The sequence below is a fragment of the Plantibacter sp. LMC-P-059a genome (assembly GCF_030209505.1).
GTDB lineage: Bacteria > Actinomycetota > Actinomycetes > Actinomycetales > Microbacteriaceae > Plantibacter.
Genome location: NZ_JARVRZ010000006.1, coordinates 325,596 through 348,419, shown reverse-complemented (window position 1 = coordinate 348,419; position 22,824 = coordinate 325,596). Strand labels below are relative to the sequence as shown.

22 protein-coding genes and 1 tRNA gene are annotated in these 22,824 nt (G+C 68.5%); 12 read left to right on the top strand and 11 right to left on the bottom strand.

Translation table 11 applies throughout. The features are described from left to right. Positions 1-31 precede the first annotated feature (31 nt). From QRN27_RS14960 to QRN27_RS14945, 4 genes are all read left to right on the top strand, one after another. On the top strand, positions 32-433 hold the full coding sequence (locus QRN27_RS14960; RefSeq protein ID WP_285042912.1) for an MmcQ/YjbR family DNA-binding protein: 402 nt from the start codon (positions 32-34) through the stop codon (positions 431-433). Between the two features lie 84 nt (positions 434-517). Beyond that, on the top strand, positions 518-2,032 hold the full coding sequence (locus tag QRN27_RS14955) for a hypothetical protein (RefSeq protein WP_285042911.1): 1,515 nt from the start codon (positions 518-520) through the stop codon (positions 2,030-2,032). Positions 2,033-2,104: 72 nt separating this feature from the next. Beyond that, on the top strand, positions 2,105-3,595 hold the full coding sequence (locus QRN27_RS14950; protein ID WP_285042910.1) for a hypothetical protein: 1,491 nt from the start codon (positions 2,105-2,107) through the stop codon (positions 3,593-3,595). Positions 3,596-3,618: 23 nt separating this feature from the next. Continuing rightward, positions 3,619-5,001: an LLM class flavin-dependent oxidoreductase gene (locus QRN27_RS14945; RefSeq protein WP_285042909.1), complete on the top strand. Its 1,383-nt coding sequence runs from the start codon at positions 3,619-3,621 to the stop codon at positions 4,999-5,001. 264 nt (positions 5,002-5,265) lie between these two features. On the opposite strand, the gene QRN27_RS14940 is transcribed toward QRN27_RS14945, so the two are convergent. From QRN27_RS14940 to QRN27_RS14930, 3 genes are all read right to left on the bottom strand, one after another. After that, positions 5,266-6,522, bottom strand: a complete 1,257-nt coding sequence (locus QRN27_RS14940) for an acyl-CoA dehydrogenase family protein (RefSeq protein ID WP_285042908.1) — start codon at positions 6,520-6,522, stop codon at positions 5,266-5,268. A 127-nt stretch (positions 6,523-6,649) separates the two neighbouring features. Beyond that, positions 6,650-7,912 (bottom strand): acyl-CoA dehydrogenase family protein, encoded by a 1,263-nt coding sequence (locus tag QRN27_RS14935; protein ID WP_285042907.1) that lies wholly within the window; start codon positions 7,910-7,912, stop codon positions 6,650-6,652. After that, positions 7,909-9,363 carry an LLM class flavin-dependent oxidoreductase gene (locus tag QRN27_RS14930; RefSeq protein WP_285042906.1) on the bottom strand — a complete coding sequence of 485 codons (1,455 nt, stop codon included), beginning with the start codon at positions 9,361-9,363 and terminating at the stop codon, positions 7,909-7,911. Before QRN27_RS14930 ends, QRN27_RS14935 begins: the two co-directional genes overlap by 4 nt. Positions 9,364-9,556: 193 nt before the next feature. Here QRN27_RS14930 and QRN27_RS14925 point away from each other — a divergent pair, with 193 nt between their 5' ends. The 5 genes from QRN27_RS14925 to QRN27_RS14905 all read left to right on the top strand — a co-directional run bounded on the left by QRN27_RS14925 (position 9,557) and on the right by QRN27_RS14905 (position 12,070). Continuing rightward, on the top strand, positions 9,557-10,093 hold the full coding sequence (locus tag QRN27_RS14925) for a TetR/AcrR family transcriptional regulator (protein WP_285042905.1): 537 nt from the start codon (positions 9,557-9,559) through the stop codon (positions 10,091-10,093). Next, positions 10,090-10,452, top strand: coding sequence for a DMT family transporter (locus QRN27_RS14920; RefSeq protein WP_285042904.1), 363 nt, complete (start codon positions 10,090-10,092; stop codon positions 10,450-10,452). Before QRN27_RS14925 ends, QRN27_RS14920 begins: the two co-directional genes overlap by 4 nt. After that, positions 10,449-10,775 carry a DMT family transporter gene (locus QRN27_RS14915; protein WP_194671247.1) on the top strand — a complete coding sequence of 109 codons (327 nt, stop codon included), beginning with the start codon at positions 10,449-10,451 and terminating at the stop codon, positions 10,773-10,775. Before QRN27_RS14920 ends, QRN27_RS14915 begins: the two co-directional genes overlap by 4 nt. 47 nt (positions 10,776-10,822) lie before the next feature. Continuing rightward, positions 10,823-11,434, top strand: a complete 612-nt coding sequence (locus QRN27_RS14910) for a GNAT family N-acetyltransferase (RefSeq protein ID WP_285042903.1) — start codon at positions 10,823-10,825, stop codon at positions 11,432-11,434. Between the two features lie 120 nt (positions 11,435-11,554). Continuing rightward, positions 11,555-12,070 (top strand): hypothetical protein, encoded by a 516-nt coding sequence (locus QRN27_RS14905; protein WP_285042902.1) that lies wholly within the window; start codon positions 11,555-11,557, stop codon positions 12,068-12,070. Between the two features lie 105 nt (positions 12,071-12,175). Here QRN27_RS14905 and QRN27_RS14900 read toward each other — a convergent pair whose 3' ends face one another. The 7 genes from QRN27_RS14900 to QRN27_RS14870 all read right to left on the bottom strand — a co-directional run bounded on the left by QRN27_RS14900 (position 12,176) and on the right by QRN27_RS14870 (position 18,641). Then, entirely contained in the window at positions 12,176-12,859 is a 684-nt protein-coding gene (locus QRN27_RS14900; protein WP_285042901.1) for a DUF3226 domain-containing protein, read from the bottom strand. After that, positions 12,856-13,932 carry an AAA family ATPase gene (locus QRN27_RS14895; protein WP_285042900.1) on the bottom strand — a complete coding sequence of 359 codons (1,077 nt, stop codon included), beginning with the start codon at positions 13,930-13,932 and terminating at the stop codon, positions 12,856-12,858. The genes QRN27_RS14900 and QRN27_RS14895 overlap by 4 nt, the downstream gene beginning before the upstream one ends. A gap of 127 nt (positions 13,933-14,059) precedes the next feature. Next, on the bottom strand, positions 14,060-14,866 hold the full coding sequence (locus QRN27_RS14890) for an ABC transporter permease (protein WP_285042899.1): 807 nt from the start codon (positions 14,864-14,866) through the stop codon (positions 14,060-14,062). 9 nt (positions 14,867-14,875) lie between these two features. Further along, positions 14,876-15,730: an ABC transporter ATP-binding protein gene (locus tag QRN27_RS14885; protein ID WP_285042898.1), complete on the bottom strand. Its 855-nt coding sequence runs from the start codon at positions 15,728-15,730 to the stop codon at positions 14,876-14,878. Between the two features lie 293 nt (positions 15,731-16,023). Then, positions 16,024-16,386: a DUF1048 domain-containing protein gene (locus QRN27_RS14880; RefSeq protein WP_285042897.1), complete on the bottom strand. Its 363-nt coding sequence runs from the start codon at positions 16,384-16,386 to the stop codon at positions 16,024-16,026. Between the two features lie 2 nt (positions 16,387-16,388). Further along, on the bottom strand, positions 16,389-16,718 hold the full coding sequence (locus QRN27_RS14875) for a PadR family transcriptional regulator (RefSeq protein ID WP_285042896.1): 330 nt from the start codon (positions 16,716-16,718) through the stop codon (positions 16,389-16,391). A gap of 222 nt (positions 16,719-16,940) precedes the next feature. Further along, positions 16,941-18,641, bottom strand: a complete 1,701-nt coding sequence (locus QRN27_RS14870) for a hypothetical protein (protein ID WP_285042895.1) — start codon at positions 18,639-18,641, stop codon at positions 16,941-16,943. Positions 18,642-18,981: 340 nt separating this feature from the next. On the opposite strand from QRN27_RS14870, the gene QRN27_RS14865 reads away from it, so the two are divergent. Next, positions 18,982-19,054, top strand: a tRNA-Arg gene (locus QRN27_RS14865). A gap of 143 nt (positions 19,055-19,197) precedes the next feature. On the opposite strand, the gene QRN27_RS14860 is transcribed toward QRN27_RS14865, so the two are convergent. Then, a complete protein-coding gene (locus QRN27_RS14860) occupies positions 19,198-19,980 on the bottom strand; it encodes an HNH endonuclease family protein (protein WP_285042894.1) in 783 nt (260 codons plus the stop codon). 179 nt (positions 19,981-20,159) lie between these two features. Between QRN27_RS14860 and fdhA the strand changes: the two genes are divergently transcribed. Together fdhA and QRN27_RS14850 are read left to right on the top strand one after the other, a co-directional pair. Further along, the gene (fdhA, locus tag QRN27_RS14855) at positions 20,160-21,380 is read left to right on the top strand and encodes a formaldehyde dehydrogenase, glutathione-independent (RefSeq protein ID WP_285042893.1); all 1,221 of its coding nucleotides are present in this window, start codon (positions 20,160-20,162) and stop codon (positions 21,378-21,380) included. A 293-nt stretch (positions 21,381-21,673) separates the two neighbouring features. Next, entirely contained in the window at positions 21,674-22,711 is a 1,038-nt protein-coding gene (locus QRN27_RS14850) for a helix-turn-helix transcriptional regulator (RefSeq protein ID WP_285042892.1), read from the top strand. The last annotated feature ends 113 nt before the right edge of the window (positions 22,712-22,824 follow it).

Below are 22,824 nucleotides of genomic sequence, written 5' to 3'. Positions count from 1 at the left end.
GTGGGACGCCGGTGAGGAGTAGCGTCGGCGCATGGAGCATCCGATCGTGCACGACGCCGACGACCTCTTCGTCGAACGCGTCAGGCGGATCTGCCTCGCCTACCCGGAGGCGGTCGAGACGTTCGGCCACGGCCGCCCGCGGTTCAAGGCAGGGTCGCGGGTCTTCGTGACCGTCGGGTCGGAGATGCGCATCCCACACAGCATCACGTTCACCCCGGCCGAAGAGGAGCGAGGCGCCTGGCTCGAGGACGAGCGGTTCTGGTCGCCGAAGTACGACGGGCCGTCGGGGAAGCTCGCGTTCGACGCGGGACTCGACGGCGACGACGGAAGCACGCTCGACGACGTCGACTGGGCGCTCATCGCCGAACTCATCGACACCTCCTACCGGCAGGTCGCCCTCAAGCGGCAGCTGCGCGCGCTCGACGCCCGCTGACGGCGGAGACCTCGCCCCACGGACGGCACCATGCCAGACTGACGACCGGGGGAGCCGTGCGCTGCGGTTCGAGGACGGGGAGCTGTGAGCGACGACGGATCCGGGACGCGGATCGCCGATCCCGAGCCCGACGCGGCGTCGTCCGGGAGTCTGACGCCGGCCGGTCGAGCCGGAGCCGGAAGCCTCGCCGTGTGGCTCTCGCGCATGAGCGCCTACCTGCGACGCAGCGCCGTGCTCGCCGCATCGACGACCGTCGTGGTCTCCGTCGTCGTCGGTGGTATCGCCGCGTGGGGGATCCTCGACCGGCAGATGGATTACCGCGACGGCGACGGGTACCGGATCACGGGAGGTGGCAACCCTGCGTCGTGGTCCGACGCCGTCTCCTTCTCACCCGCGGGCGAGTGGTACAGCGTCCTCGGCACCATCGGCGCCACCCTCTGGCTCGCCCTCGCGGTCGTGCTCCTCCTCGTGCAACCGGCGGCCGAGCTCGGCGGACGATGGGCCAGGTCCCGCGGATTCGGTGCGTTCTTCGGACTCGTTCCGGTGGCCGTCGTCGGCCTCGTGATCTGCGTCATCGCAGCGCTCCGGATCGACGGGATCAATTCGACCGGCTGGCTCGTGGCTTGGACCTCCTTCGGGACCGTCGTCTGGTTGGCGGTCGCCTACGGGCTGCCGATCCTGCTCGTCGTCGCGGCGATCGTCGGCCTCGCGAAGTTCGCCGACCGCGGGAGGCGGCGTCGGTTCCTGCTCGTCATCGGAGCCGTCCTCGCGGTCGCGGTCATCGCCGGATCACTCGGGCTCTTCCGCCCGCCCCCGCTCGAGCCGGTGGCCGGGCCACCCGTCGGCGGGGAGGCTGCGGCGTTCACGGAGGCCCTCGAACCCCTCGACGGCGTGGCGTCCGTCGACGTCGTCGGCGCGGGGGCCACGGTCCTCATGGACGCCGACGCCGGTGCCGGGGAGGTGCTCGCCGCCGCCCTGGCCGCGCGGCAGGTCTCGGAGGAGCAGGCCGCCGCAGCACAGGCCGCCGAGGTCCAGCCCGCCATCGTCATGGTCGTCCTGGCCCGCGAGCCGAGCGGCACCGATCAGGCCGCCGACGACCCGCAATCGGCGCCCTGGCGGCTGCAGCTCGTCCCCTCCGAGTTCCCGGCAGACACCCTGCCCGTCCAGGTGGATCGGGTGCTGCGGGCGGAGGCGCTCGGGATCCAGATGGTCATCACGGGCGATCGGCCGGCGATCACCGTCCCCTCGATCACCGCGTTGCCGGGCGTCGTCGCCACCTTGGCCGAGATCGCTCCCGACGGAGCCTACGTCTCGGTCCCGGAGCGGTTCTCGATGGTCTTCGACCCGCTCGACCTGAGCCCGGCGATGGTCGACGCGATCGTCGGTGTCGTCGTCGCGAACCCGAACGCCGAGTTCGAGCTCACCGCGCAACCGAAGCTCTACGTGAACCATGTGACCCCCGAGGCCGCGGCCGCGATCGACGCGATCCTCCGGGACCCGGCGCTCGCCGAGACGAGCCCCTCCGGGTACCCCGCCGAGTACCAGATCCACACGATCGGCCCCGACGGCGACGTGTACCTCGAGGGCACCTTCGGCTGACGGCCTGCCGGTGACGGCATGCCAGACTGACCGCCAGGGGAGCGCCACGGCGGCGTGTTGAAAGCGGGGACCATGGACGACCGAGGAGCGACGGGCGACGAGCCGAGCGTCGCCGGAACCGACGTTGCGACGTCGAGCACGTCGTTGACGGAGCCTGGCCGTCCGCAGGAGTCCGCCCGCCGACCGTCCCGCCGCTCGCTTCTGCTCAGCTACCTCTCCCGCTCGCTCGACCTCGCGTTGTCGGCCGTCCTGATCGTCGCCGTCGCCGGCGTCGTCACGACGCTCATCTCCATCATCGGAACGGCGATCCCAGCCGATCAGGCCACCGGCTCGTATGGGCTGGAAGCGCCCATCGTGGCGAACGGGCCGTCCGAGGCGGAGCTCTGGTACCAGATGCTCGGTTCGCTCGGCGGCTGGAGCCTCGTCGCCGTCGGGGTCATGTTGCTGCTCGTCCAACCGGTGATGGAGGCGGTCCGGCGGGCGACGCCGTCGCGCGGACTCGCCGTGCTTGCTGCGGTGGCTGCGGTCGCTGTCGCGGGGGTCGGGTTCGGCGTGCTGGCGATGCTCGGGAACCTGCCCTGGATGGTGGTGACGGGAAGTGTGCCGAACACCACCGGGTCCGCGTTCGTGTTCCTCGTGTTCGGCCTCGCCGTCTACGGCATCCCCGTCCTGATCGTCGCCGCCGTCATCGTGCTCCTGACGTTCGTGATCGGTCGCCGTGGGGTGCGGATCGTGACCACGGTGCTCGCCGGTCTGGTCGTCGTCGCCGTCATCGTGGCGTCGACCGGAGCGTTCCGCCCACCGCCCGCCCAGGCCGTTGCCGCGGCACAACGCGCGGAGGCCGTCGACGGCTTCACCGACGCCCTCGCCGACGTCGACGGGATCGCCGACATCGACGTCGAGGGTCACGGCGCGACGGTCACGATGTCGCTCGACGCCGGAGTCGGCCAGGTGCTGGCTGCCGCCAGCGCGGCGAAGCGCGTCGGCGACGACCTTCGGGGCATCGCCATCGTCGTCATCCAGAGCGAGCCCGACCCGACCTCGCCGGCCCAGCAACAAGACCCACCGCGCGGCCCCTGGCGCGTGCAGCTCGTACCGAGCGACCGCAGCATCGACGAGATCGCCGATCAACTGCAACGGCTGATGCTGACGGAACGGTTGCAGGTCGACATCGACATCGATGTCGCCGATGGGACGCCGCGCGTCACCGTCTTCTCCATGGAGGCCTTGCCGGCCGCGGTGCGCGAACTCCGGGAGCTGTATCCGGACGGCGCGTCCTACAGCGTGCAGGACCGCTTCTCGATGGTGGACGATCCGAGTGAGCTGAGCCCGGCGATGGTCGACGCGATCCTCGCCGTCGTCGAGGCCTACCCGGGCGTCGAGATCGAGGTGACGACACAACCGAAGCTGTGGATCACCGACGTCACGCCCGAGCAGGGCGCGGCGATCGTCGCCATCCTGCAGAACCCGGCGCTCGCCGGGACGAGCCCGTCGGGGTACCCGGTCGACTACTCGATCAGCACCTCCGGCCCCGACCAGGACCTCGAGGGCACCTTCGGCTGACGGCCTGCCGGTAGCGTGAGGGGATGACCTCCGAGCAGCCCACCCGTCTCCAGTTCGGCGCCTTCGTGATGGACACGGGGTCGCACATGCAGCACGGGCTGTGGCGGCACCCGGACGCCCGACAGCACACCTTCGACGACGTGCAGCTCTGGGTCGACCTCGCGAAGACGCTCGAGCGCGGACGCTTCGACACGATCTTCTTCGCCGACGTCGTCGGGGTCTACGGCGGCGCCGGTGCGTCGTTCGACGTGAACGCCCGCGAGGGCATGCAGCTGCCGAGCAACGACCCCTCGATGCTGCTGGCGGCGCTCGCGATCAGCACCGAGCACCTCGGCCTCGCCTTCACCTCGTCGATCCTGCAGGAGCACCCGTTCACGTTCGCGCGGAAGATCTCGACGATCGACCACGCGTCCGGCGGTCGGGTGGGCTGGAACATCGTCACGAGCTTCCTGGAAAACGCCGCCCGCAACTACGGCCTCGACCGCCTCGTCGACCACGACGAGCGGTACGCGTGGGCGGAGGAGTACGTCGAGGTCGTCGGCAAACTGTGGGAGGGATCGTGGGACGACGGTGCACTCCTCGCCGACAAGGCCAGCGGCGTCTTCGCCGACCCGTCGAAGGTGCACCGCATCGACCACGTCGGCGAACGGTACCGCGTCGAGGGTCCGCACCTGTCGTCGCCGTCACCACAGCGCTCGCCGTTGCTGTTCCAGGCGGGCTCGTCGGGCGCCGGCAAGGCGTTCGCCGCGAAGGTCGCCGAGGTGCAGTTCATGATGGCGCCGAGCATCGAGGCAGCCCGCGCGTCGGCGGAGTCGACGCGCGCCCTCGTCGCGTCGACCGGCCGCGACCCGCGCGACGTGAAGTTCTGGCAGGCGATGTCGTTCATCGTCGGCAGCACCGAGGAGGAGGCGAAGCGCATCGAGGCCGAGTACGACGAGTACCTCTCGGCGGACGCGTTCCTCGCCCACTCCAACCTCGGGACGGACCAGGCGACCGGGAAGCCGATCGACCCCGAGACGCCGCTGAAGGACGTCGAGACGCAGGGCGGCCACAGCATGCTCGAAGCGCTCAAGGCCCTGTCGCCCGATCGCGAGCCGACGGTGCGCGACCTCGCGAAGCTCACGGCGAAGCTCCGCGGCCGCGTCGTGGGGACACCGGAGCAGATCGCCGATCACCTCGCCGAATGGCGGGCCGCGGGGATCGACGGCATCAACGTCGCCAACTGGATGATCCCGTCGAGCTACGAGGTCTTCGTCGACGAGGTCATGCCGGTGCTGCAGGAGCGTGGGCTCGCGCAGCGCGAGTACGCCCCGGGGACGCTCCGGGAGAAGCTGTTCGGCGCCGAGCCGACGCTGCCGGAGACGCACCCGCTGCGCGCGTACCGCGGGGCGTTCGCCGGGCGCTGAGGCCGGCGGCCGCTCGGCGCGGGAGCAGGATATTTGCACGAGAGCCGGACGTTTCGGATGATTGCGTCCTGCTCTCGCGCGAATGTCCGCCTCCCGTGCGCCGCTCCCCGAGCGAGTCGCGGGTGGCGGGCCGGACGAGCATGGGCCCTTCGACAGGCTCAGGGACCGGTGGGTTGGGTTTGGAGGCAGGGCGGCGGTTCGCCAGGTGGGCCCTTCGACAAGCTCAGGGACCGGGGACGTGGGCTCAGGACCGCGTGACTCGGGTCAGGGAGCGGCAGGCGCGTCCGGCTTCGCCGTACCGACCGCCCAGACGAAGGGCGGCGGGGTGCCGTTGATCGACCAGTCGCCGACGATCCGCGTCTTGTAGATCACCGGGTTGTGGGAGGCGACGGTGCGCGCGTTCCGCCAGTGCCGGTCGAGCGCGTTCGTGCGGCTGACCGCAGAAGCGCCCAGGGTGTTGAAGAGCAGCGTCGCCGATCGCGGAACGAGCTCCGACAGCACCACCTGCGCCTGAGCCGAACGGATCTCGGCCTCGATGTTCGCGTGCAGGTCGTCCGCGGAGTCACGGTCGGCGGCGGTGACGGATGCCCGCTCGATGGCCGCGGCGACGCCGAGGACCGTCTGCTTCGCGACGAATGCGATGGACGAGATCTCGCCGACGACCGCCTGGATCTGCCCGTCGTCCTTCACGAGCGGCGCGAGCCCGTGGCTGTAGACGCGGGTGCGGGCGCGGATCTGCTCGCCGGCCTCGCGCTCCACCGCGGCAGCGATGCCCGCGTGCACAGCGATGAGCACGTGCTGGTAGAGCGCCGTCTGGTACCGGAAGCGGTCGCTGAACGCGTGCACCTGGTCGGCGTCGATGACGGCGTCCTCGAACACGATCGTGCCGGTGCCGGTGAGCTGCTGGCCGAAGCCGTCCCAGTCGTCGGCGATCGAGACGCCCGGCTGGTCGGTGCGCACCAGGACGGTGACCTCGGTGTCGGGCCGCCCCTCGACGACGAGGCGCGCGGTCGCGTCCGTCCAGTCGGCGTAGATGCTGCCCGTCGTGTAGAACTTGCGGCCGTTCACGACAAAGCCGCCGTCGCGCTCGGTCACGACCGTGCCGGACACGCCCAGCGCGCCGGAACCGACCTCGCTCCAGGCGTTCCCGACGATCTCACCGGCGACGAACCGTTCGAGCCACGCCGTGCGCCGGTCGCTCGGCGCTGCGACCAGCTGGTCCTCGACGAGGGCGATGTGGCCGCGGAAGATCTGCGGCAGGTTCGAGTCCGCGGCGGCGAGTTCGATGAGCAGCTCGGTGAACTCGGGGAAGGTGAGGCCCGAGCCGCCGAACTCGGTGGGGACGCGGAGGGCGCCGAAGCCGGCGGCGGCGAGCTGTCGTACCTCCTCGCGCGGGAGCCGGTGCTCGAGCTCGCGCTCGACGGCACCCGCCTGGATCTCCGCGAACAGCGGGAGGAGGCGCTCGCGGGCGGCCGCGAAGCCGACCGGGCGGGCGGTGGAGGTGGTGGGTGCGGAGGACATCTGGTTCCGTTCCGTTGGCGGCTGGTGGCCCTTCGACAAGCTCAGGGACCGGGTGTGGGGCGTGCTCCGGGAACCGGCGGTCGTCCGGTCCCTGAGCCTGTCGAAGGGCGGGGGAGGAGCGGGCGACCTAGGTGTACAGCGAGATGGGCTGCAGCTCGCCGTTCAGGTGGTTGGCCCCGACCTCGAGCTTCTTGTAGTCGACCGGGTCGTGGAGGGAGTGCGTGCGCACGTTGCGCCAGAACAGGTCGAGGCCCACGGACGCCTTCGCCGAGCTGGAACCGGTGACCTCGAAGATGCGGTTCGAGACCTCGATGCCGAGCTCGGTCGACACGACCTTCAGCTTCGCGATCTCGATGGCGATCGCACCGCGGTCCGCGGCCGTCACCTCGGCACCGCGGGCGATGATGCGGTCGAACCGGGCGTTGGTCCGGTCTGCGAGCGCTTCGACGGCGGCGATCGAGGAGACGAACTCACCCACGACGCGCTGCACGAACGGATCGTCGCGGTAGGTTTCGGCGTGGCTGAGGAACCAGGCGTTCTTGCGGGCGCGGACGAGCTCGGTGCCCTGCGCCAGCGCGCCCTCCGCGATGCCGAGGTAGAGGTTGCCGAAGGCGAGCTGGATGCCGGGCGTCACGAGTGAGGAGAACGGTTCGTCGCCGACGGTGCCGAGGATGTCGGCCTGCTCGACGAGGACGTCCTCGAACCGCACCGAGCCGGAAGCCGACAGTCGCTGCCCGAGTGCGTCCCAGTCGCCGAGGTAGGCGATGCCGTCGCGGTCGTGGTCGAGGACGAACTGGAAGATCGTGCCGTCGAGGTCGCCGCCGCGGACCACGGCGTTGACGAGGATGACGTCGCCCGCCGAGGCGCCTGTGGAGAAGCGCTTGAGACCGTTGAGGCGGAAGGCGTCGCCGTCCTGCGTGAGCGAGAGGTCGGGGTCGGTCGGGTTGACGGAGTCGCCCCAGATCCACCGGCCGGCGACCGTCTTCCGGTGCCACTCGGCCTGGGCGGCCGGCTCCGCGGTGAAGCCGATGTTGCCCGCGTTGATGTAGTGGTACGCGAGCAGCTGGCCGATCGAGGCGTCCACCCGGGAGAGGATGCGGATGACCCGGAAGGCGCTCTCCCAGTGCCCGCCGCCTCCACCGAACTCGGCCGGATCGAGGAGGTTGACGAGGCCCGCGTCGCGGAGGAGGTCGAGCTCGTTCGTGGGGTCGAGGTTGGCGCGGTCGCGCTCGAGGACGTCGACGGCGAGCCGGGTCGCGACCTCGGTGGCGACGGCGTCCCAGTGCGCGAGCTCGGCCTCGTCGGCGTTGCCCGACCAGAAGGTGCGCCCCCCGGGGACCTGCCGCCCGGTCACTGAGCCTGTCGAAGTGCTGATCGTGTCGATGCTCATGCTGAAGCTCCTTCAGTGGCGTACGCGGTGTCGGTGTCGAACAGGGAAGGTGCGGTGTCATCGGCGGCACTCGGCAGGCCCGCGTAAGCGCCGCGGTACCGGTGGGCGGGGTGCCACTCGGGGATCACGGGCGAGCCGGTGCCGTTGAGGCGCCCGCGGAGGGTGCCCTCCGGGTACTCGTCCCACACCCGGCCGCGGCGGCGGAGTTCCGGCACGAGGAGGTCGACGACGGCCTCGAACGTGCCCGGCGTGATGACGTAGGCGAGGTTGAACCCGTCGGTGCCGGCCACGTCGATCCAGCGCTCGATCTCGTCGGCGACCGTCGCCGCGCTGCCGACGAACACCGGGCCGATGCCGCCGATGCCGATGTAGTGGGCGATGTCGCGTGGCGTCCACTCGCGGTCCGGGTCGGCGAGCGTGAAGATCGCCAGCGCGGACCGGGCGGCATCGGTGTCGACGTACTTGAGCGGCTTGTCCGGGTCGAAGGAGGAGAGGTCGAGGCCCGACCAGCCGCCGTACAGGGTGAGGGCGCCGTCGAGGGAGACGTACTGCTGGTACTCCTCGTACTTCGCCTGGGCCTCCTCGTCGGTCTCGGCGACGATCGCGGTGGCGAGCGTGAGGATCTTGACGCTGTCGCGAGGGCGCCCGAGGGCTTCGGCGCGGTCGCGGATGTCGTCGGTCGTCTTGCGGGTCAGCTCCGGGACGAGCCCGTTGATGAAGACGGCCTCGCCGTGGGTCGCGGCGAACTGGCGGCCGCGGGCGGAGGCGCCGGCCTGGAAGATGACGGGCGTGCGTTGCGGGGAAGGCTCGGAGAGGTGGATGCCGGGCACCTGGAAGTGCTCGCCCCGGTGGTCGATCGGGTGGACCTTCGTCGGGTCGGTGTAGACGCCGTTCTCCCGGTCGATGACGACGGCGCCGTCCTCCCACGACCCCTCCCACAGCTTGTAGGTGACGTCGAGGAACTCCTCGCCGATGCCGTAGCGGTCGTCATGCCCGATCTGCTGGGTGAGGCCGAGGTTGCGGGCCGCCGAGTCGAGGTAGGAGGTGACGACGTTCCAGCCGATGCGCCCCTTCGTGAAGTGATCGAGCGTCGAGAACCGACGGGCGAGTGCGTAGGGGAGTTCGTAGGTGGACGCGACCGTGACGCCGAAGCCGAGGTGCTCGGTCGCCTTCGCCATGGCGGACACCTGGATGACCGGGTCGCCGACGGGGAGCTGCGCGGAGTCGATGAGCGCGGGCGCGGAGGAGTGCCGGTAGACGTCGTAGATGCCGACGACGTCGGCGATGAACAGGGCGTCGAAGGTGCCGCGCTCGAGGAGTTTGGCGAGGTCGATCCAGTAGTCGATGTCGTTGTACCGGTGGGCCTCGTTGGCCGGGTGCTTCCACAGGCCGGGAGCCTGATGGGTGACGCAGCTCATGTCGAACGCGTTGAGGATGATGCGCTTGCTCACAGGGATACCACCGGGTCGTCTCGTCGAGGCTGGGTCCGGCGGCCGGTCACGGCGCCGTCCAGCACGACGGTACTCGCGGGGTCCGAAGCTCGCGAGGGGCCCGAAACAGTGCGTCACATGGTGCGTCGGAACCGCCTCGGCGCTCGGCTGCTTCCCAGCATTACTTTACCTTACGTAAGCTAAAGTAACTCGCATGAGACCCAGTGCACGGAACGAGATCCTCGACGCGGCCGTCCGCGTCGTCGACGCCTCAGGCGAGGCGAACATCACCTACGAGGCGGTCGCCCAGGAGGTCGGCCTGACGAAGGCCGGACTGCGATACCACTTCCCCTCGCGCGACGCGATGATGATCGCGGTCATCGAGCACGTCGTCGGCCGCTGGCAGCGGGAACTCGTCGAGGAGCTCGGCAGGCCGCTCGAGGAGTCCACGCTCGAGGAGCGGGTGCGGGCCTTCGTCACCTTCGCCGGCGACGGCGGTGCGAGCCAGGGCGAGTTCGTCGTGTTCGCGGAAGCGGTCCGTCGGCCGGAACTCGCGGCTCCGTGGCTCGAGTACCTGCGCACCTGGTTCGGCTTCGGTGAGGACACCGACGCCACCACCCTGCTCCTCGTCTGGCTGGCGGCGAACGGCCTCTGGATCGCCGAGGCGACCGGCATCATCGACGTCGGACGCGAGCAGCGTGCCGAGCTCGTCTCCCGGCTCCTCGCGCTCGCCGGAGGTGGTTCACGATGAAGAAGTGGCTCATCCTCTCCGGCGCCATCCTGCTGGAGGTCATGGCGACGCTCTCGCTCCGTGGCGCGATCGACGACCCGCGGTGGGTGATCCTCGCGGTGGTCGGCTACTCCGGTTCCTTCGTCGCGCTGTCCCTGCTGCTCCGCATGGGCGTGCCGATCGGTGTCGTGTACGGCATCTGGGCGGCCGCCGGCGTCGCGCTCACCGCGGTGCTCGCCTCCGTCGTGTTCGGTGAGCAGTTCACCCTCCCGATCGGGATCGGCATCGCGATCGTGATCGCCGGGGTCGTGCTCGTCGAGACCGGCCACGGGCCGGACGCGGCCAAACCCGCCGCATCGACCGAGGAGGTCGGCGCATGATCTGGTTGCTCCTGGCCGGTGCCATCGTGACCGAAGTCACCGCGACGCTCTCCCTGCGCGCCTCCGAGGGTTTGCGGAAGAAGCGCTGGATCGCGCCGGTCGTCCTCTCCTACCTGACGGCCTTCGGGCTCCTGACGATCGCCCTCGCGAACGGGATGCCCGTCGGGATCGCCTACGGCATCTGGGCCGCCTGCGGTGTCGCGCTCACGGCGATCGGTGCGCGTGTGCTGTTCAAGGAGAAACTCACCCCGCGCATGATCGTCGGTATCGGCCTGATCGCCGTCGGCGTGCTCGTCATCGAACTCGGATCGCAGGCCCACTGACCTGCACCGCTCGTCGCTCCCCACCCCTCCCACCCGAACGGAGTCCCATGTTCACCATCGCCCCCGCCTCGCCCGCCGACCTGGAGGAGGCCGCGGCCGTGCTCGCGACCGCCTTCCGCCAGGACACGGTCACCTCCACGCTCGTCTCCGGTGCCGACCGGGGGCGACGGCTCGCTCTTCTATTCCAGGCGATGCTGCGCTCGGGGGCCGCGTCGAGCAGCCGGGTCGACCTGGCTCGACGCGACACCGACGGCGTCGTCCTCGGTGTCGCCGTGTGGGAGATGCCGGACGCCCGTCACTCCCTGCTCGACCAGGCGCGGCAGCTGCCGATGTTCGTCCGCGCGCTGGGCCTCCGCGGACTTCCCCGAGCCATGCGCCTGCAGCGGACGCTCGCGGCGCACCGCCCGGCCGAACCGCACTGGTATCTCGCACAGATCGGTGTGGGCGACGGCGCTCGCGGAGCCGGTGTCGGGGGTGCGCTGCTCGAATCGCGGCTGCGTGCCATCGACGCCGCCGCGCTCCCCACGTACCTGGAGTCGTCGAACGAGCGCAACCGCGCCCTGTATCGGCGGAGCGGGTTCCGGAGCATCGCCTCGATCACGGGCATCCCGGGCGTAGCGCCGGCCGCGATGTGGCGGGACGTCGTGCGGCCTGCCTGAGCGGCTTGCCTGAGCGCGGTCGGGCGGGGTGGGGACCGCTCCCCATTGAGTCGGTGGCCGGTCTGCGCCATCCTCGTCGTGGGTGGAACAACCTGCAACCAACAGCCTTGGGGGGCTCCTGTGGACAGCAACACGCTCGCGATCATCGCCATTCTCGTCCTGCTCGCCATCGTCGGGTTGGGGGTGTTGAAGGGGCTCGGGCGTCGGAAGATCCGCGAGGCCGGCGAGAGCAAGCAGGCCAGGATCCCCGCAACCCTGCAGGAGTTCGGCCGCTCCGTCATCCTCGGCACCGACGCTGCGAGGGCCGTCGCGCTCGTCGGGGGTCTGCCGAAGAGCCGGTTGAAGTCACTGCGTCCGGGCGTCTGGGGACTGAATCAGATCTCGAAAGAGGACGCCGTCATCGAGGTGTGGCCGGCAGGCTCCGGATCCGAGGTGCTCGTCACCTCGCTCGAGGAGAACTTCGGGTTCCCGCAGGGCCTCGACGGGTGGCAGAAGTTCGCCGCGCAGCTGGAGGCCGCCGCGACCGCGCAAGGCGTCTCCGTCCAGCGTGGTGCGCGTGCCTTCCGCTACCAGCCGGCGCCCGCCAACAGTCTCGACCGCGCGCACTGGGTGCTCGAGAAGGTCGTTGCGCGATAGGGGGCCAGTAGTAGCGCCAGAAGTTCCAGGTACCTGGCAGGGCCCCGGTTAGAAAATGAGGGCTTCAGAGTGTCGCGCGCGGTCCGAGTGCCTACTGCGCTGGGTTCATTCGGCCAGCTTGAGCAAGAAGTCTCGATATAGCTTGAAGGCGTCGCCGTCATGATCGAATACTCCGGTGATCTGCACGGCCAACGGAACGTGACTAACCATCTGAGCTTGCCCGTGACCAGCAAAATATGCCAAAAGTAGACTTTTGTTTTTCCACTTCATTTCCCCAAACGTATCTGCTACTGCATCGATATACGCCTCAGCGGCTTCGAGTCGGGCGGTGTCTGCTCCGTCGATAAGCAATTCCTCGAGCGCACCACGGCGAGCGCCATCGGGCATGATGAATGCACCCACTGCCCACCGGCCATCCCGCACGACCGTCCCGTGTGCTGTTGGCACTGGGAGCCCGTTATTTGTGCACCACAGTGCGACGCGGGCTAACGCGGCGTCTGGATCGTCATCGGCGTCGAGAACGAAGGCGATTGATCGACCCTGTTCGTGGAACCAGTCGTCATCTAATGCGACCTCCAGCATGTCGGCCCAGGGGGTTCGGTTTCCCCCCATCTCATGTATCTGCCAATCCAGCGGCTTTCCAAATCGCGCAATAGTTGCAGCTGTGAAAGCTTGATCATCCGCGCCCTCGACGAACACTAGCAGGGGCCGGTCGAAGCGGCCGGACTTATCGTCGAATGGAGTGCGTTTCACTTGCTTGACTAAAGTCCGAATATCTGGCTTCTTCATCTCAGCTCAGTGTGGTACTGGAGGGCGGTAGCCAACTTACTGCCGCCATACCTGGCAACTCGGATGTCAGCACTATCGGACGCGCGCCTCAGACGATAGACAGCCAAGTCGTTCGGGCGTGTCAACGCAGAATTTGCGGCGATCACAGACTCTTGGCTATGGGTTGTGGCAAAAAGCTGCACATTATTGTGCTCAGCCGCCCGATTTAGGATGGCCCACATTTTTTCGAGGAAGCTAAAGTGCAAGCCGCTGCCTACCTCGTCAAGTAGGACAATTCCGTCGTGGGCATCACCGATGGCCACCAGATAGCGCGCCAGCATAACTGCGCCGTCACCAAGCAAATTGAACGGTATTAGAACGTCGTCAATCTCCGCATGTAATTGAGTCCTGCCGTCGCTAACGAGCACCTCTAGGCCCTGGATTCGAGAGTCGAGCATCTTCAGCGCATCGATTAGATGTTTTCCGTGCGAACCTCTCTTTCGAAGAGATGAATATCCGCTTGCTAGGTCGGGACCCAAGGTGCCACGAACTAAGGAGCCGCGAGAGAAAGGTGTATCCACTGGTGGATCAAGACGAAGGTCAACTGTGACGGATTCGGTCGACCCGGAGACTGAACGAACGTTAATGGATTGCGTGTACGAACGCTCAGGTCCGCTGCCTGCCCGAGTTGTCAATTTGACCGCGGAAGACTGGTGTGCGCTGTTATCCGAGCGGGCTCCCGAGGCTTCGAGCTGGACGCTTCCGGGCGCCTCCTCAATTGCGACGGAGTACTTGCCCAATTTCGTCGATGCTGACATCTGAATGGGCAACTTCATGTCCATATTGCGAAAAAGGGAGGCCCAGGGGGTTTCCATTTCCGCCCCGAGCGCTATTTCCGATTGGCCGCGGCCGGCTCGCAGCGTCTGGACTGCCGAAATGCCTGCTAGCGGGCCGCTGGCATGAAGAAAGATGGCTTCAAGCATCGAGGTTTTACCGGCGTCATTCAGGCCCGTGAAGATGTTGATCCTTGCCAGATCGTCAAGCTCGGCAGAGACGATGCCACGGAAGTTTGAGACCGAGAATGACCTGTACACGGTTCTCAGCATAGAGGAGAGGTGCCAGTTCAATACAGAGTAAGTTGCGCTAGCAAAGAGTAGGCAGTCCGAGGCTGGTAGCCAGAATCAACTGCGAGATCGTGCGGTGTGATGGTCGCGCCACGCGCTACCGCATCCGGCGGCGATAGACGATCATCGCGAACCCGTAGGCCACCACGAGGATCCCGACGCACCAAGCGAGGGCGATCCAGATGTCGCCACCGATCGGGCCCGAGGCCAACAGTTGCCGGATGGTGTCGACGATCGAGGTCACCGGCTGGTATTCCGCGAACCAGCGCACCGGTCCTGGCATCGTCTCGGTCGGGACGAACGCCGAGCTGATGAACGGTAGGAAGATCAGGGGATAGGCGAACGCGCCGGCACCGTCGGGGCTCTTGGCCGCGAGCCCCGCGATGACCGCCACCCACGTGAGCGCGAGGGTGAAGAGCGTCAGGATGCCGGCGACGCCGAGCCAGGCGAGCGGACCCGCCGGTGAGCGGAAGCCCATGACCAGCGCGACCGCGACGACGATGACGAGCGACAGCCCGTTGGAGACGAGCGAGGTCAGCACGTGTGCCCAGAGGATCGACGACCGCGAGATCGGCATCGAGTGGAACCGCTGGAAGATCCCACTCTGCAGGTCGGTGTAGAGGCGGAGCGCCGTGTACGCGATGCCCGACGCGATCGTGATCAGCAGGATGCCGGGCAGGAGGTAGGTCACATAGGTGTCGGTGCCTGTCGCCAGCGCGCCGCCGAACACGTAGGTGAACAACAGCATGAGCGCGATCGGGGTGATCGTGACGGTGACGATCGTGTCGAGGCTGCGCGTGATGTGCCTCATCGAACGGCCGGTGAGGATCCAGGTGTCGGCGAAGAAACGGGAGGGCCGAGCCGCGGTGGACGGGTGGGCTGCGGATGCTGCGAGGGTGGTCATGATCGCTCCCTAGTCGGTGGTGGGGTCTGCGTTACCGGTGGTGGATGAGGTGGTGTCCGACGCGGCGGCGTCCGTCGTCGTCGGCGAGCTCGGAGCGCCGTCGCGGCGGCCGATGATGGCGAGGAACACGTCCTCGAGGCTCGGCTGCTTCTCGACGTACTCGACGGCAGCCGGTGGGAACAGCTGCTTGAGCTGGGCGAGGGTGCCGTCGGCGATGATGCGGCCCTCGTGGAGGATCGCGATGCGGTCGGCGAGCTGTTCCGCCTCGTCGAGGTACTGCGTGGTGAGGAGCATGGTCGTGCCCAGACCCGCGAGCTCCCGGACGACGTTCCAGACCTCGAGTCGAGCCTCCGGGTCGAGCCCGGTGGTGGGTTCGTCGAGGAAGATGACCGAGGGGCCGCCGACGAGGCTCATCGCGATGTCGAGACGCCGTCGCATGCCGCCGGAGTAGGTACCGGCGCGGCGAGTCCCAGCCTCGGTCAGGGAGAAGCGGGCGAGGAGCTCGTCTGCGACCCGTTTCGGGTCTGCGACGTGCCGGAGTCGCGCGACGAGGATGAGGTTCTCGCGACCGGTGAGGGTGTCGTCGACGGCCGCGAACTGGCCCGTGAGGCTGATCGCCTCGCGGATCCGGGCAGCCTCGATGGTCACGTCGAAGCCGTCGATCGTCGCCTCGCCGGCGTCCAGGCGGAGCAGTGTCGAGAGGATGTTGACGATCGTCGTCTTGCCGGCGCCGTTCGATCCGAGGAGCGCGAGGATGCTGCCGCGTTCGACGTCGAGGTCGACGCCGCGCAGCACGTCCACGGTGCCGAAGGACTTCGTGAGTCCGCGCAGGCGGATGGCCGGAGGGGGTGCGGTGACGGGCATGGTGAGACCTTTCAGGGTCGCTGAGGAGCGCCCTCGGTGGGGCGCGGGGTGCTGGTGTGCGGCGATCGACGGGAAGGTCGGACGCCGTCGGTGGGCGCGCCGAACAGCGCTGGTCAGGCGTGCTGGGGCGCTCGGCGGACGTGGTGTCGGCGCTCGCCGGATGAGGCAGCAGCGGCGACGAGGCGCGACGGAGGGCGTCGGCCAGCCGTCAGGGACGGGTCGGTCGGACGCGAGGGTGGGCTGGAGCGGTGGAGATGTCGAGCGGAGGCCTCGCTGCGCTCAACGGAAGGGGGTCAGCGCGGGTCGCTGCCGGGACCGGCGCTGCGGATGGCATCGTCGATCGCACGGGTGAGGCGGGTGCGTTCCTTGCGGATCCACTCGCCGGGCGGGTAGTTGAGGATGAGCTGCTCGACGAAGTCGACCGGATCCTCGCCGACGATGCTGCGGATGGGCATGTCGTTCGCGGCGGCCTCCTCGAAGATCTCGACGAGGTTGTCGAGCAGCGGGAGCAGGTTGGTGCTGCGGGCCGAGGCGAAGTAGTAGACGTAGTGTTCGAGGGCTTCGACGGTCGTCCGGTAGTTCGGCGGCAGTGCGCGCACCCGGGCGCGGAACCGCTTGTACTGCCGTTTCTCCTCGATCATGCGGGTGAGGAACATGGTCAGGACCTTTCGTCTCGGAGCTGTTCCAGCCGTTCGGACAGGAAGCTCCAGGTGTTCCAGAATTCGGCGAGGTAGCTCTCGCCGTCGGTGTTGAGGGAGTACACCTTGCGGGGTGGACCCTTCTCCGAGGGGCGCTTCTCGATGTTGACGAGGCCCTTCTGCTCGATCCGGACGAGGATCGCGTAGATGGTGCCTTCGGCGATGTCGGAGAAGCCCTTGTCGCGCAGTCGTGCGGTGATCTCGTAGCCGTACGCGGGTGCGCCAGCGAGGAGCGCCAGGACGATGCCCTCGAGCGTGCCCTTGAGCATTTCGGTCATCTGTTTCGCCATGGCGCTCCTACCGGCTACTGAGTGTCACTAGGTACTGGTAGATAGTAACACTGAGTACCGTTTGCGCAAGAGGGGATTCCGTCTCTCTCGGTGAGCTGTGCCCCTTTGGTCCCTGAGCTTGTCGAAGGGCGGCCCGGTGCTGCTCGGTCCCTGAGCTTGTCGAAGGGTGGCCCGGTGTTGCTCGGTCCCTGAGCTTGTCGAAGGGCTAGCCCCTGCCCCCGCCTACAGGTTCCCGAGGTACGCCAGCCGCTCGCCGCCGAGCTCGACCGCGAGCGTCCGCTGCCGCGTCACGCGTCGCCACCGCACGATGAACAGCACCGTCCCGATGCCCGCGAGTACGACGCTGACGCCGAGCATGATCGGTCCGGTGGCCCCGAGCTCCTCCGGGTCGACGGACAGCAGAGCGCCCGCAAGGATCCCGACCCCGCCGAGGCAGGTGCCGGCGTAGGCTCCCGCCGCGAACAGGCGTGCCGCGGGGATCGGTCCGAGGAAGTGCTGCAGCAGCACGGGCGGGAGGCCTCTGCGGCGTTGTTCCGGACCGCGGCTGTCGAGCCACTCGAGGGAGAACCGCTGGGCGATGCTGATCTCGCGGGCGCGAGCGATGCCGCCGACGATCCACGCGACGAACGCGAGCAGCGCCGATCCGACCACCGCGACCCCGACGAGGGCATTGGCGTCGCTCGGGAGACGGTCGAGGAAGCCCTCCGCGATGGCCGCCCCGAAGATCGCGAGCAGGGCGACACCGGCGAGGCCGAAGAGGATCCGGTCGCAGACCTTCCGGAGGGTGCGCGCGCCGAGCGTCGCCGGGATGGGTTGCAGGTGGACGACGTCGTCATCGTCGGCGAGCCACGACCGCATCCGCCCTCGGTCCTGCGGCGGGACCCACGACGGGAGCTCGCGCTCGTCGTCCGGGTCGAAGCGCTCCGCGTCCCGATTGCCGAGTGATCCGTTCCGGTTGCCGTGCGCCCCACCGCGGTCACCGAGCTTGTCGAGGTGCACCCGGTCGACGACCTGTTCCGCGGCCAGTCGGGCGGGGTCGTCCGGTCGTCGGAACCGGTCGTCGTCGCTCGCGTCGTCCTCGGCGTCCAGCGGGCCGGACTCGTCTTCGACGACCGAGCCGTATTGCGGAGCGGGCGGGACGAACGGGGCCGGGTCCGAGTCCGGGGCGTCGGTCGTCGCCTGCGGTGCGGCATTTTGTGCGAGGTCGGTCGCCGTGCCCTGCGCGATCCGCGTCGCTTCCTCCCGGATACTCCGGCCGAGCGGCCCGGCAGCCTGCACCACGGCGTCCAGCAGCTTCACGTCGCCCGATGCCTCCGCCGCCGTGATGCAATCGGTGATGAACGCGCGTCGACCGATCGTGACGTTCGAGCCCTTCCCGGCGAGCGAGCGGGAGATGCGTTCTCGGCCGACGTCGAGCGGATCCTGGCCGGTGTCGTCGGGGATGCCGCTGCCGGCGATGAGTGCGACGAGTGGCACGAGGTCGGAGGTGGGGAGGCTGCGGAGCCAACCGCCGTTCATGATGATGCGTGCCCGCGCGCCGGTGTCGGTCGTGATGCGGAGGCTGAGGACCGGGGTGGTCGCGGCGGGATTGCGGGTGAGGAGTTCGCCGCTCACGATGGAGCGGAGCGGGACCGCCTGGCCGCCGAGGAGCGCGGTGCCGCGGACGGCGTCGACGCCGACGGGGCGGAAGGCGCTCGCGAGGTAGAGCAGGCAGATGCCGGCGGTGATGACGAAGAAGACCGGAATGGTGACGAGTGCCGTGGGTGCGATGTCGAAGATGCTGTCGACGACGCTGCCGGTGATCCAGCCGAGGACGGCGGCGAGGATGCCGGACAGGACCAGGATGAGGACGAGGTTCGATCGGACCGGAGGACGGCCGATCATCGTGTAGCCGTCGACGGTCGGTCCTGATGCTGCGTGCACGTGTCTCCTCCAGCGGGTGGTCGCATCGACTGTTCCATGCCGGTGTCGTTCGTGTCGAGCGGGACGGCCTGGTCCCTGTGCCTGTCGAGGGACCACCCACTTCCGATCGTGAGCAGGACGCTGCACCCATCCACCCCGGTCCCTGAGCCTGTCGAAGGGTCACGCCGCTCTGGTCCGCAACCCGTTCCGCGGACCCGGCCACTCCGGTCCCTGAGCTTGTCGAAGGGCAGCCCACCCCAGCTCCCTGCCCCCGCTGAGGCTCGATTGGCGTCTGGGGCCTCCGTGTTGTAGGCTCTACTTCGGCCTGCCGAGCCGAAGTTCTCTTCTCTCAGCAAGCAATGCGCCCGTAGCTCAACGGATAGAGCATCTGACTACGGATCAGAAGGTTGGGGGTTCGAATCCCTTCGGGCGCACGTTTTGAAAAGCGGTCCACTTCGGTGGGCCGCTTTTTTCGTGCCGCGTGACAGCAGGATATCTGCACGAGAACCGGACGGAATCGAGCGAATCGTCCGGCTCTCGTGCATTCGTCCTGCTCTTGTGCTGTGGGCGGGTGCGACTACGCGCCGCAGGTGCCCAGCGTGCTGGTCAGCTCCTGGCGATCGGCGTCGTCGAGCGTGAGGTCGTAGGCCATCAGCACGAGCACGAACCTGGCCGCGTATTCGCAGTGCGAGGCGGCCGAGGGCGGCATCCAGTCGCCGGGGCCGGAGTCCGACTTCGACGAGTTCGTGGCGCCGTCGACGGCCTGCAGGTTGATCGGGTCGTTCGCGAAGTGCTCCCGCTGCTCCGGCGTCCACGCGTTCCCGCCATGCCGCCAGCCCCACGCCAACGGCACGACGTGATCGATCTGCACCAGCTGGCTCGACCGCTCGCCACGCTGGAAGTCGATCGTCGTCCCCGTGTAGAGGTCATGGAGGACACCCGTGAGGACGACGCAGTCGCCGGTGCCCGGCTTGAACGTGACCCCGACGAGGTCGCGCGCGAGCACGTCATTACGGGTGTCGCAGCCGTTGCGGTCGACGTCGGCCCAGCGCTGACCGAACAGCTCCCGGTCGTAGCCGGTCGCCACCCGGGACGCGGTGTCGACGTCGGCGAGCGCGTCTTCGACCGCGGAACCCGAGACGACGAGCTGCCCGGACGCATCGACGATGGCGAAGCCTGCCGCTTCGAGGGAGGCACGGGCGCTGGGGCTGACCGGCGCCGGGGTCGGCGCCGCGGACGAATGCGACGGCGATGGCGACGCGACTCCGCCGAACACCGTCCCGCCGCCGAGCTGCGTGGCCACGAGGACCACGACTGCCGCCAGCAGGGCGACGAGCAACGCCACAGGAGTCTTCTTCATGCTGGGTGTTCTCCTCGGGGTTGCGCCTTCTCAGCGTAGAGGTGGGCGCTGACATGGATGGGTGGGCGCCCTTCGACAGGCTCAGGGACCACGGGGCCTGCCGCTTCGGACGAGAGCGGGATAGGGTCATGCAGACACAGGGTGCCCCACACCGGGCGCCCGCGATCAAGGAGGATCACGTGTCAGGTAACAGAGCCGTCGCCTACAAAGCAGCCGGAGTCGTCGAGGTCATCGACATCGACTACCCCACCTTCGAACTGAAGGACGGACCGGGGGTGAATCCGGCCAACGTCGGTCGGAAGGTCCCTCACGGTGCGATCCTGCGAACGGTCGCGACGAACATCTGCGGCTCCGACCAGCACATGGTCCGCGGTCGCACCACCGCACCGCCGAACCTGGTCCTCGGACACGAGATCACCGGTGAGGTGGTCGAGGTCGGGCCCGACGTGGAGTTCATCAAGGTCGGCGACATCGTCTCGGTGCCGTTCAACATCGCCTGCGGCCGCTGTCGCAACTGCAAGGAACGCAAGACCGGCATCTGCCTCAACGTGAACCCCGACCGTCCCGGCAGCGCCTACGGCTACGTCGACATGGGTGGTTGGGTGGGCGGCCAGGCCGAGTTCGTCCTCGTTCCCTACGCCGACTGGAACCTCCTGAAGTTCCCCGATCGCGACCAGGCACTCGAGAAGATCATGGACCTCACCATGCTCTCGGACATCTTCCCGACCGGCTTCCACGGTGCCGTCACGGCAGGCGTCGGCGTCGGATCGACCGTCTACGTCGCGGGTGCCGGCCCCGTCGGACTCGCAGCGGCGACCGGTGCGATGCTGCTCGGTGCCGCAGCCGTCATCGTCGGAGACATGAACGCCGACCGCTTGGCCCAGGCCCGCAGCTTCGGCTGCGAGACCGTCGACCTCACCAAGGGCGAACCCGCGGAGCAGATCGAACAGATCCTGGGCGTGCCCGAGGTCGACTGCGCGGTCGACGCCGTCGGCTTCGAGGCCCGCGGCCACGGCGGTGACGCAGAGCACGAAGCTCCGGCCACCGTACTGAACTCGCTCATGGACATCACGGCGGCCGGTGGAGCCCTCGGCATCCCCGGGCTGTACGTGACGGGTGACCCGGGCGGCATCGACGAGGCCGCGAAGAAGGGTGCGCTCTCCCTGAGCCTCGGCACGGGCTGGGCGAAGTCGTTGTCGTTCACCACCGGCCAGTGCCCGGTCATGAAGTACAACCACGGCCTCATGATGGCGATCCTCCACGACAAGGTGCACATCGCGAAGAACGTGAACGCCACCGCGATCACCCTCGAGGACGCCCCACGCGGGTACGCGGAGTTCGACGCGGGAGCCGCGCAGAAGTACGTGCTCAACCCGAACGGCTACCTCGACGCCGCGTAGCCGCCCTGGCCGCGACCGCTCCTGAGCGAGAGCGGTCCGCCGCCTGCACACCCGATCCGCCCTCCGGCCACCACGCCGGAGGGCGGATTCGCGTTGTCACCGGGAGGTCTCGAGGACTGGTTTTTCACCGAGACACGTCCAGCAGGGCATCCGGAACAGCGTTGTCTGACGAACAGCTGTGTGAACCGTGAGATTCCCTCCTCACGGTCCGTCTCTCCAATGACGCGGAACACCGGCGGGGCCTTGGGGCCCGTCCCGCGGCGAAGAGACCCCCAACACGCACAAGGACGACCATGCAGCACTCCTTCCTCGCACCAGAAGCAGATCCGGAGCGCGAACCCGACATCACCGGCACCATGCTCGGCAGCACGAGCATCTCGGTGTCGACGGTTCCGATCCGCAAGGTCACGGTCAGCGGCGACGACCCCGCGACCGCACGTCAGAACTACGAGCGCGCCTACGACGGCAGCCGCTTCACCGTCACCCGCGGCACCGAGCCGTTCTCGTTCCAGTGGGTGTCGATCGGCGACGACCGCGTCTCGCTCCGCACCGCGACGATGACGGGCCACGTCACGGGGGAGACCCCTGGGTTGACGGACTACGTGGTCTCCTGGGTGCAGACCGGCGGCGGCTGGATCGTGCGACGTGACGGGCAGCGGATGGAGATCCCGCGATCCCCGTTCGTCCTCCCGTTCCACCGGCCGTACACGGTGCATCTCACCCCGCACCGGCAGAACTCCGTGTTGTTCGCCGCCGACTACCTGGAGGACCTCGCGACCGAGATCCACGCCGGACCGAGTCAGCAGCTGTCCTTCGACCTCGAGTCGATGCCGACCACCGCGGCGATCGAACGCTGGCGGACCGCGCTGAACGCCTCCACCCCGGTGCTCACCGACGAGGCCGCCCCGCCGTTGTTGCGGATGAACGCGCAGCGACCCCTCGCGCTCGCACTCCTGCAGCTCGCTCCGTGGGCGGTGTTCGACCTGCCTGACACGCTCCGCGAACCCTCCATGGCGCGCACCCGACTCGCGGTCGAATACCTGCATCACCACGCGGCGGAACCGATCACGCCCGCCGATGCCGCGAGGGCCGCTGGCCTCCACACCCGCACCCTGCAGTTGCACTGCCGCCGAGAGCTCGGCATGTCGCCGACCGCCTACCTGCGCGACATCCGGCTCGGCCGGACGAGGAGCGACCTGGCCGCGAGCGCCCCGCAGGAGACGACCGTCGGTGAGGTGGCCCGGAAGTGGGGTTTCTCCCACCTCGGACGCTTCTCCTCGGCGTACCGCACGCGGTTCGGCGAGAGCCCGAGCCAGACCCTCCGCGGCTGAGCCAGGGCCCAGCCGCCCGAATATCCAGAAAATGAGTGCTTCGCTCGGAAATCGCCCGTGACCGTGAGCTTCGGGCGTGACGAGCAGTCTCATTGATGTCGCCCGGCACACGG